Annotated in this window: 7 protein-coding genes; 3 read left to right on the forward strand and 4 right to left on the reverse strand. The window is 64.2% G+C overall.

Annotated features, from left to right (window positions below; translation table 11 throughout):
* From VF665_RS25310 to VF665_RS25320, 3 genes are all read left to right on the forward strand, one after another.
* The coding region (locus tag VF665_RS25310) for a DASS family sodium-coupled anion symporter (protein WP_331056281.1) at nucleotides 1-1,618 on the forward strand (1,618 nt) is incomplete at its 5' end.
* A gap of 791 nt (nucleotides 1,619-2,409) precedes the next feature.
* A complete protein-coding gene (locus VF665_RS25315; RefSeq protein WP_331056282.1) occupies nucleotides 2,410-4,209 on the forward strand; it encodes an HD domain-containing protein in 1,800 nt (599 codons plus the stop codon).
* Between the two features lie 88 nt (nucleotides 4,210-4,297).
* Nucleotides 4,298-5,071, forward strand: coding sequence for an ImmA/IrrE family metallo-endopeptidase (locus tag VF665_RS25320; protein WP_331056283.1), 774 nt, complete (start codon nucleotides 4,298-4,300; stop codon nucleotides 5,069-5,071).
* Between the two features lie 85 nt (nucleotides 5,072-5,156).
* Here the strand turns inward: VF665_RS25320 and VF665_RS25325 are convergent, their stop codons facing one another.
* The 4 genes from VF665_RS25325 to VF665_RS25340 form a co-directional block, all read right to left on the reverse strand.
* The gene (locus VF665_RS25325) at nucleotides 5,157-5,450 is read right to left on the reverse strand and encodes a hypothetical protein (protein ID WP_331056284.1); all 294 of its coding nucleotides are present in this window, start codon (nucleotides 5,448-5,450) and stop codon (nucleotides 5,157-5,159) included.
* Nucleotides 5,447-6,139: a hypothetical protein gene (locus VF665_RS25330; RefSeq protein WP_331056285.1), complete on the reverse strand. Its 693-nt coding sequence runs from the start codon at nucleotides 6,137-6,139 to the stop codon at nucleotides 5,447-5,449. Before VF665_RS25330 ends, VF665_RS25325 begins: the two co-directional genes overlap by 4 nt.
* 262 nt (nucleotides 6,140-6,401) lie before the next feature.
* Nucleotides 6,402-7,409: an aldo/keto reductase gene (locus VF665_RS25335; RefSeq protein WP_331056286.1), complete on the reverse strand. Its 1,008-nt coding sequence runs from the start codon at nucleotides 7,407-7,409 to the stop codon at nucleotides 6,402-6,404.
* Between the two features lie 232 nt (nucleotides 7,410-7,641).
* Nucleotides 7,642-8,421, reverse strand: a complete 780-nt coding sequence (locus tag VF665_RS25340; protein WP_331056287.1) for a hypothetical protein — start codon at nucleotides 8,419-8,421, stop codon at nucleotides 7,642-7,644.
* Nucleotides 8,422-9,259: the final 838 nt, after the last annotated feature.

Below are 9,259 nucleotides of genomic sequence, written 5' to 3' on the forward strand. Positions count from 1 at the left end.
GCGGCGGGGGGCGGCGGCGCAGATTGTCGCACCCGCCGTCCCCACCTGGTCCGCGCATCCGCTCCCCTCCGTGACCGACACGTCCCTGCCCCGCTCGCCGCTCGGCGCGCCCCCGCCCGTGCGCCACGTCCTCACGCCGGGCGAAGAGCGCTTCGAGGCCATCCGCCAGCGCCTCGGCTTTGTCCTGGCGCCGCTGGCGTTCGTCGTCATCCTCCTGCTGCCGATGGGCGGCATGAAGCCCGAGGCGCACCGGCTGGCGGCGGTGATGGCGGCCGTCGTCATCCTGTGGATCACGGAGGCGCTGCCCATGCCGGCCACGGCGCTGCTGGGCGCGGCCGCGGCCGTGGTGATGCGCGTGGCGCCGGCAAAGGAAGTGTTCGCGCCCTTCGCCGATCCGCTCATCTTTCTGTTCATCGGATCGTTCATCATCGCCCGCGCCATCTTTCTCCACGGGCTGGACCGGCGGATGGCGTACGGGGTGCTCGGCATGCGGTGGATCGCGGGGCGGCCGTCGCGGGTGCTGCTGGCGTTCGGCGCGGTGACGGCCACGCTCAGCGCCTGGATGTCCAACACCGCCACCACGGCGATGATGTTCGGCATCGGCATGAGCATCTTGTCGGTGATGATGGCCGGCGCGGGCGACGGGCGGCCCACGGTGGACCCGCGCTACGCCACCGGGCTGATGCTGATGACCTCGTTCGCCGCTTCCATCGGCGGGCTGGCGACGCCGGTGGGCACGCCGCCCAACGTGATCGGCATCGGCTTCATCCGCGGGCTGCTGAAGCAGGAGATCACCTTCTTTGAGTGGATGGCCATCGGTGTGCCCGTGGTGGTGCTGCTGTTCATCTGCCTGTACCTGTACCTGAACGCCCTCTCGCCCGCCGGCGTCACCACGCTGGCCGACAGCGCCGGCGTGATCGGGCGCGCGCGGGCGGAGCTGGGCGCGTGGACGCCCGGGCAGCGCTCCGTGATGATCGCCTTTGCCGTCACCGCCGTGCTGTGGATCACCCCCGGCCTGTTCGCGCTCACGCTGGGCGAGAACAGCGCGCTCTACCGGGCGATGAGCGCGCGCCTGCCGGAGTCCGCGGCGGCGCTGATCGGCGCGCTGCTGCTGTTCATCCTGCCGGGGAACGACGGCGCCCGCGCCATCACGTGGGACGACGCGGCGCGGATCGACTGGGGAGTGATTCTGCTGTACGGCGGAGGGTTCGCGCTGGGGGTGCTCTCGTTCCAGACGGGGCTGGCGGAAAGCGTGGGGCGCGGATTGACGGGAATCATTCCGCTGCACGGCGAGTTCGGGCTGCTGGTGGCCTCGGTGATTGTGGCGGTGATGGTGTCGGAGACCACGTCCAACACCGCGTCGGCCAACATGGTGGTGCCGGTGGTGATCTCCATCGCGCTGGCGCAGGGGGTGGACCCGCTGCTCCCGGCGCTGGGCGCCACCATGGCGGCCAGCCTGGGCTTCATGCTCCCGGTGTCCACGCCCTGCAACGCCATCGTGTACGGCTCCGGCTACGTGCCGCTGATGCGGATGGTGCGCTACGGCATCATCCTGGACCTGATCGGCATCGTCGTCATCACCGCCGCCGTCTGGCTCCTCGCGCCGCTGGTGCGGTAGGTCGAAAAAAGTTTCGATGTGTGCGCACGGCGTCTCGCCTGCTTGAGCAAGTGGTGCGACGGCTGTCCGAGTTGCCCAACGATAGTAGGTGAAGGTAATCCGAATGTAGACAAGAGATCAGTGGCTCGGGGTGCACGGGGCTGCCCCGATTTTACTTACTCAGCCCGTGAACGTCGCGCCAGTTCTGGAGAATGCACTCGCTCGCCCACTCTCCCTTCGGGGCGGAGGTCCGCGCTCCGGGAGCCTTTTCTCGAACACTGTACTAACCGAGGATCATAGATCGTCGTGATCGATTCACATCAGCCTGCATCCGGCCGATAGACCGCCCATGCCGAGAACGACAACGTGGTATCTGCCGGGTGCCTATACTCGTCCCTTGCTTTTCAGGCATCTGGCACGCCGAAGTGCCGCTGAATATCAACAGTGTTGGACCCGGACGAGATTTTGTTTATCTTGGCACTTCCCGCTGTGAATACCGCGATCTTAAAATTCCATCACGTCACCGCAATAGGGGTTCCAGCATGAGTGTTGACCAAATGTCCATTGGTGATGCCCCGAGCGAGGTTTCGCCTATTAGAGCAGTGGCATCTGCAGCTACGGATGACGCCTGGTGGGCCGAAATGGTGCCGATGCGAGATGACCCACTTACTAAGGAACAGGCGCGATCCCTCCTCACCTCTACCAGTGTCATACGGGATCCGGTTCACGGGGACATCCGTGTGACACGGCTTGAGCGAGCCCTTATCGACACACAAGTCTTTCAGCGGCTCCGTCACATCAACCAGCTAGCGATGGTTGACGTTGTGTACCCAGGCGCGACACATAATCGATTTCTGCATTCACTGGGTACCCTGCACATGTGCGCCCAATTGATGACGAATTGTCGAAATTCTGAGAAGATGCTCCGGGGGATGGGACACCCCGATCATCCTTACCCCGTCCGGATATCTCCGTATGCAGAGCTTCTGGCCCGTTTGGTCGCACTGCTTCATGACGCGGCTCACGTCCCCTTTGGCCATGTTTTCGAACGCGAAGCGCAGGTCTTTGGGAAGGACGAGTGGGAGGACACATGGCGCCGTGAGCAGGTGTTCGGAAAGAAGTCACCGCTCGTCAAAGCCGCACGTGAATTCTTCGTCCGGCACTTCGCTGATTTCGAAGAGCAATCCTTTGATGAAACGGAAGCAGTTACTGCGGCCGATGCTCTATTGAACGAAATCTTGGAAGTGCTTACCGCGAAAAACGCCGCCGTGATGAGGCTGCGGTATCCCTTTGTTGCTGATCTGGTGGGAAACACAATCTGCGCAGATCTACTGGACTACGTTCAACGAGATATGTACTACTCAGGGCTGACCGAAGGCTTAGCAAAGCGCTTTCTTAATTATCTGGCTGTGCTTCCGGTCAGGGCCAGCCTTGCCGACCTCAAAGCGGTTGAGAAGCTCGCTGATCTCAAACTCCTTGCTGACGCAGATCCGGAGTACCCCACGTTCGCGCTACCGGCCCGGATCCAGACAGATCACCTACACACCTGCCGCATAGTGCTCCTGCAGTACAGATACAATTCTCGACACGCAGCATCAACAAAGCACAATGTTTTGCCGGAGGCGATCGATCTTGTCCGCCGCCGCAAGTTGATTGCAGAGAAGTTATACTTCCACAAAACAAAACTGACCGCGACTGCAATGCTCGGTGCTGCCGCTCACGCGGCCGACATCACTTCAGCGAAGAATATCTGGGACTTGTCAGACCATGAGGTGCTCAAAGTGATGGTGGCGGGCGGCCAATCAAAGAAGAAGCCGACCGGTTCGAAAACAAGCCGCCGGCGACTCCGAGCGGAGCGACTGGCGACGTACCTTCTCGAGCGGCGGCTTTTCAAGCCGTTCTACTTGGTGGGTTTTCACCCCGACATCGATGACGAAACGGGGTTTCGTCTTTGGGGGCCCGATGGCATCTATCAAAGATTCGGCAGTCCTGCGGGGCGCGAGCTACTCATCGAAAAGCTAGAGGACATACTTGGTCTTCAGTTGAACGGAAACCCCGAAGAGGGTGTGGGGAAAGTGGCAATCTCCTGCCCGGAGAAGCGCATGCAGTTGAAACAGTTCGAAATGCTCGTTTTGGCGCGACCAGAGCTCAGAGAAGTCCGAATGCTGCAGGATTCTGTTCGTCCGACTGTACGGGAGGAGATCGATGCTATCCAGCACGGCCATCAAGACCAATGGCGATTGGAGGTATTTGTAGATAGGTCAGCGTTCAGCGACGGAGATCGAGGTGAGAATGCTCGCCTGCTACCGGTGGAAGCGTTCATTCGACTTTTCGCAGGAGCGGTGCAGGCGGAGATGGGCTTACCTAACGAGCTTGTTGACTTTCGGGACGCCATTCCGATCCGCGTTGAGCAACTCTTGCGCAAGATGGAACTAGAACGTGATCTGCGTCACCACAATCTGCGTGACACGATCCGTGAGGTGCATTTCAAGCAACTCGAAGAAATGCAAGCGGCCGCCCGTGGCCACACCGAACTAGTTGAACAGTTGCGCGAGTGGGGCTACGAGATTCGTCCGGATGCGATCGGGAGGGAAGGCACGGATGAAAAATGAGAGCCTTGCTAGCCGGATTCGTGCGTTCCAGTTGTACGTTTCCGATCACGATGCACGTCGCTCCGCAAGCTGGCCTCGCGCGCAACTGATGATTCAGCAGATCGCTGAGATGTTGTCGAAGCGTATCAGCGATGTTCCGCCGCTAAACCTTCGGATGGCAGCTATGGCGCTGAATATCCGCGTTGTTTCTCGTCGAACGCATCTCAGAACGCACCATGGTTCACTCGTGCCGGTTGTGGGTGGCTTTGAAGCCGTGATTTTTACTTCGGAGGAGGTCCCGGCCGGCAACACTCAATCGGATCTCAGAATGCCAGAGGATTCGGACCTAACGCTCCAGCTGCCCCGACGTGGCCGCTTTACGTTAGCCCATGAGATTGGACACGCGCTCTTCTATTCTTTAAGCAGAGACCACGTTCCTCGGCGTATCACCCACGCGCCGACCAGAAACAGTCCTGGACACTGGAGAGAGGAGGGACTCTGCCACGCGTTCGCGCGTGCTCTACTTATCCCATCGATGTGGGGTTCCGCTGTGGGGGCCGAACCCCGCTTTGAAACTCTGATTGAGGCTAGCTCGCTTTTTCGGGTATCAGGTGAGGCTTTGATTCATCGTCTTCTCTATGACTGGCATAAGTGGTCGAACGTAGTAGTGATTCAGATTTCCTTCTCCGAGTCCACACCTCGGGTCCGCGTATTCAGAGGAGTAGAGCGTGTGAGAGAGAAAACGTTCACCAGGGCTAAGATAGAGAACGTGATCAGAGGTGCGGCTACGCCACTTGAAGCTGCCAATTTCCTAGTGATGACCCTCGGCCTTCCTGAGCGGAGCGTTCTCGCACGTCGGCTGTCAGTTTGGGCCATTGCCTGACGACCCCGGTCAATTTTCTTTCAGTACTGGTGTGTCACGGCAGCCCACACCGTGGACTTCTGGCCCAGATTTTGGAACGCACAAGTTAACGACCAGTCATTCTATAGGATAGCACGACATGGTTGGATGTCGGGTTTTCACTCCTCCATTTTGCCTTCGAGTTCCTCCCCAGCAGCGCCCCCAGCAGCATGATGACGTGCCCCGCCCGCCGTTCGGGGACCACCAGCGTTCCGTACAGCCAGAGGACGCAGATCGGCACGGCGAGCAGGTTGGGCAGCGTGCCCGGCTCCATGCCGCGCACGATGTCATCCGCCAGATGCAGGGTGAAGAAGAGGACCGAGAGCAGCGACGCGAGCCGCAGCAGTCCGTTGTGCGTCATCCCAGGCTCTCCCGCAGCGCCGCCGGGCTCGCGGCGGGGGCGGCTTCGTGCCGGATGACCACGGGCGGCGTGCGGCGGCCGCGGACCTTCCACAGCCAGTAGAACATCGTGGCGAACAGCAGCAGGATGGGCAGCGCGCGCATGGGGCCGCTGGTGAACGGCTCGGGAAGCACCTTCGCCACGCGCTCCTTGATGGAAAAGAACGATCCGGCGGCGATGAACAGCGCAAAACACATCCGCCACAGGTGGCGCGCCAGGCGGGGTCCGCCGCGCGGCATGCCGGACCGCAGGATGCGCAGGTCCCCCGCCGCGGCCAGCAGAAGCAGCGTGGCGATGAGGAGCGACATCACGCCGAGGGTGCGGAAGGGGACGCCCGCGGGGTTCAGGCCGGGCGTGCTGAGGAAGCGCACGCCGCCCGCGACGGCGAGCAGCGCCAGCCCGAGCGCGATGCCCAGTGCGCACCCGTTCACCAGGCGCGTCCACGTCGAGGCGGGCCGCACCGTCGTCCACGCCGTGCCGACGAAGTACAGGGTCAGCAGCCCCGCCATCACGTTCCCCGGACTCTCCCGCAGACCCAGGATGGAGGCGGTGATGCCCATCACGAGCATGGCCCAGACGAACCAGGCGCCGCTGCGGCGGTGAACGGTCCCTCCCTTTCGGGCCGCCAGCGCCACGGTGCCAAGCACCATTGCCAGGGACCCGGCTGCAACGTGGATCGGCAGGAGCATACACCCTTCCTTTCGGCGCGGGGCCGGGATGGAGTGCCGGACGGGGATCGGCCGGAGCGCGGCCGTGAGGATCCGTGGAGAGCGGGGCAGCAGGTGGAGCAGGTCGGGCAGGTCGGGCAGGACGTTCAGAGGGTACGAACCGCCGCCCCGGCGGGTTTCACCTCCCGCCGGGGTCGTTTCTGGCGGTTCGCGCCGCGGGTGCGCCGGGCGGCGGCCGGGCGGGTCAGCGGTCCACGGTGGCCATCTGCCGGGGGCCGTAGCGCGGGCCGCTGACCTTGTCGGGGGCGAGCGCCGCATCCAGCGCCGCCATCTCGTCCGCGGAAAGCGACAGGTTTGCCGCGGCGACGTTTTCCTCCAGGTACGTCCGCCGCTTGGTCCCGGGAATGGGGACGATGTCGCCGCCCTTGTGCAGCAGCCAGGCGAGCGCCACCTGCCCCGGCGTGGCGCCCCGGGCCGCCGCCAAGTCGCGGACGGCGGCGGCCGCGCGCACGTTGGCGTCAAAGTTCTCGCCCTGGTACCGCGGGTCGCCGCGCCGGAAGTCGCCTTCCGGATACTCCTCGGCGCGCTGCACGTGGCCGGTCAGAAAGCCGCGGCCCAGCGGCGAAAACGGCACCAGCCCGATTCCCAGCTCGCGCAGCAGCGGAATGATGCGCGGCTCCAGGTTGCGCTCCCACAACGAATACTCGCTCTGCAGGGCGGTGATGGGGTGCGTGGCGTGCGCACGGCGAATGTTCTGCTCCCCGGCCTCGGACAGGCCCAGGAAGCGCACCTTTCCCGCCCGCACCAGGTCCGCCATGGTCCCCACCACCTCTTCCATGGGCACGGCGGGATCCACCCGGTGTTGATACAGGAGGTCGATGCGGTCCGTCCGCAGGCGGCGCAGCGAAGCCTCCACCACCTCGCGGATGTGCTCCGGCCGGCTGTCGACTCCGTTCATCACCCCGTCCTGGATGCGGAAGCCGAACTTGGTGGCGATGGTCACGCCGTCGCGCGCCGCGGGGCCGAGCTCCTGAAGCGCGCGGCCCAGCAGTTCCTCGTTCGCGAACGGGCCGTACACCTCGGCCGTGTCCAGAAAGGTGCAGCCGAGTTCGATGGCGCGGTGGATGGTGGCGATGGACTCGCGTTCATCGCGCTCTTCGGCCGTGCCGTACGCCTGGCTCATCCCCATCAGCCCCAGGCCGAGCGAGGAGACGGTGAGCCCCTGCGTGCCGAGGGATCGCGTAGTCAGCATTGGCGCGGATTTCCGGTGTGGTTGGTCGCCGGGCCGCGGCCCGGACGCATGGCTGCCTTCGCGTCTGGAACTTCCGCGCCGCGTTCTGGGTCGGCCGGGCACCCGTTGCAGAGCATCGCCCGACAGGACCCATGCAAACGGACCCGCCGCGTCTCTCTCGAGGGCGGCGGGTCCATCGAAACCGGCTCTGCTGCGGAACCTCAGCCCCGTCCGTGGGCCAGGATCAGCCCCGCTACCGAGGCGCCGGGCGGGCCCTTGCTTCGCGGCCGAGATCGCGGACGGGAAAGCCCTGGGCGGCCAGGCTCGCCAGCCGCTCGCGCGCTTGAGGGCTGCGAGCTTCGCCACTGGCGTGCATGGCCCTGAGTGCCCGCTGCCCCTCAACCCCCATCTGTGCAAGGCGTCCCAGCGCCAGCATGCGGGTGTCTCCATGAGAACGCCCCGCCTCGGGCCGCTGTACACTCAGCGGGACAGGATCAGCTTCGCTGGCGAGTGCGCGAAGAAATGCGACGGCGGGCGCACGCTCAGACTGGTAGGGCAGCTCGTCGAGAATGGTGAGTTGCACGAGGAAGTCCGATCGCACGCGATAAATTCCGATCAGCCGCGGCACGACTCCCGGAGCGGGCACCCGCGCGCGGAGGGAGCCCGCCTGCGCAAGAAGCCCCACCGCACCGACCTGGACGTACTCGTTGGCACTGAGCAGGGCCAACCGTTCGAGCCGCGGTACGAGCGCTGAACGACGGCTCGCGCGACCATTGCTGCCCTGCATCAGTTCATGCAAGATCTCAAGCGTCGCGGGCCTGACCGTCGCCCGGGCCGCGAGTTCACGTTCGCAACGCGCCACCAGACTGTCGATGGGCGCACCGGGCGCCTGGGCGGCGGCGGAACCGGCCGCACCCATCACGAGTCCGAGCGCCAGCGCATGCCGCGTCAGCAATCCGCGTGCGATTGCAACCACCATCCGCTCTGGTTTCACCAACCTCATCGAACACCCCTTGGGGGTACTCTGGAACATCCGCTGGCGTTCCTGGTGGAACTCCACTCGCCGACCCATGTGGAACGAGAACGTTTAAGGGAGCCAGAGTGACGCGCGGGGTAAACATATCTGTACCCCGCATTGGAACCTGAGTCGGCAGCCTCCGCTTGGAAACCCGTTCCCGTTGTCGCGACGATCGCGCTGGATGAACGGGTTTTCGGTTGCGCAGTCGGTAACATGGCGTCTGCAGAAAAGGTGTATGCTGCATGCAGCGGGACCTGCGCCATCCGTGCGACTGACTTCGGCGTTTCTCCCCCACCTTTCACGGCCGTGTACATCCGCGGCGGCCGCTCTTTCGCGGGACGAAGGTGGAGCCGATATCCAGCCGCGCAGACCCACGTCATTGCACTCGCGGCTGAGTCGGGCCGCTCGTGCGTGCCACCTGGGCTGCGCACCCGGCTGCGCGGCGGACGCTGGCCGTGGTCGCTGACGACCGCAGTACACGCTGGGCGAGAGCGGAAACCTGCTGATCCCGGTTCCCCGGCAACGGCGCCCCCGGAAACGAGTTGGCATGCAGACTTCTGCGCCACACGCAAAACCGGCTGGACGGTACCGACAGGTCGCCGTACCGCAGGGTGAGGGAGGGGTCCAGCGCCCACATCAACGTGCGGAACGCATACACCCTGGCCTGGGGACTGGCCGACGCATCCTCCGCGACAGCCTTTGCGGCCTGAAACACGTTCGCATCCAGCATCCCCTGTGTTGCGTCCGTGATGAGTTCGAGCCGCGCCGTATCTGTCAGCGTTCGCGATGCCCGAAAGCGGCGGGCCAACGCTGTGCCCCCGCGCGCTCCACAGGTGGATGCTATGCTGTACGC

This window comes from Longimicrobium sp. (assembly GCF_036387355.1).
Classification (GTDB): domain Bacteria; phylum Gemmatimonadota; class Gemmatimonadetes; order Longimicrobiales; family Longimicrobiaceae; genus Longimicrobium.

What these genes read in the sequence shown, in the direction of transcription:
- VF665_RS25315 (WP_331056282.1), top strand. Translation starts at nt 2,410, where the DNA reads ATGGTTGACGTTGTGTACCCAGGCGCGACACATAATCGATTTCTGCAT.
- VF665_RS25320 (WP_331056283.1), top strand. Translation starts at nt 4,298, where the DNA reads ATGATTCAGCAGATCGCTGAGATGTTGTCGAAGCGTATCAGCGATGTT.
- VF665_RS25325 (WP_331056284.1), bottom strand. Translation starts at nt 5,450, where the DNA reads ATGACGCACAACGGACTGCTGCGGCTCGCGTCGCTGCTCTCGGTCCTC.
- VF665_RS25330 (WP_331056285.1), bottom strand. Translation starts at nt 6,139, where the DNA reads ATGGTGCTTGGCACCGTGGCGCTGGCGGCCCGAAAGGGAGGGACCGTT.
- VF665_RS25335 (WP_331056286.1), bottom strand. Translation starts at nt 7,409, where the DNA reads ATGCTGACTACGCGATCCCTCGGCACGCAGGGGCTCACCGTCTCCTCG.
- VF665_RS25340 (WP_331056287.1), bottom strand. Translation starts at nt 8,421, where the DNA reads ATGTTCCAGAGTACCCCCAAGGGGTGTTCGATGAGGTTGGTGAAACCA.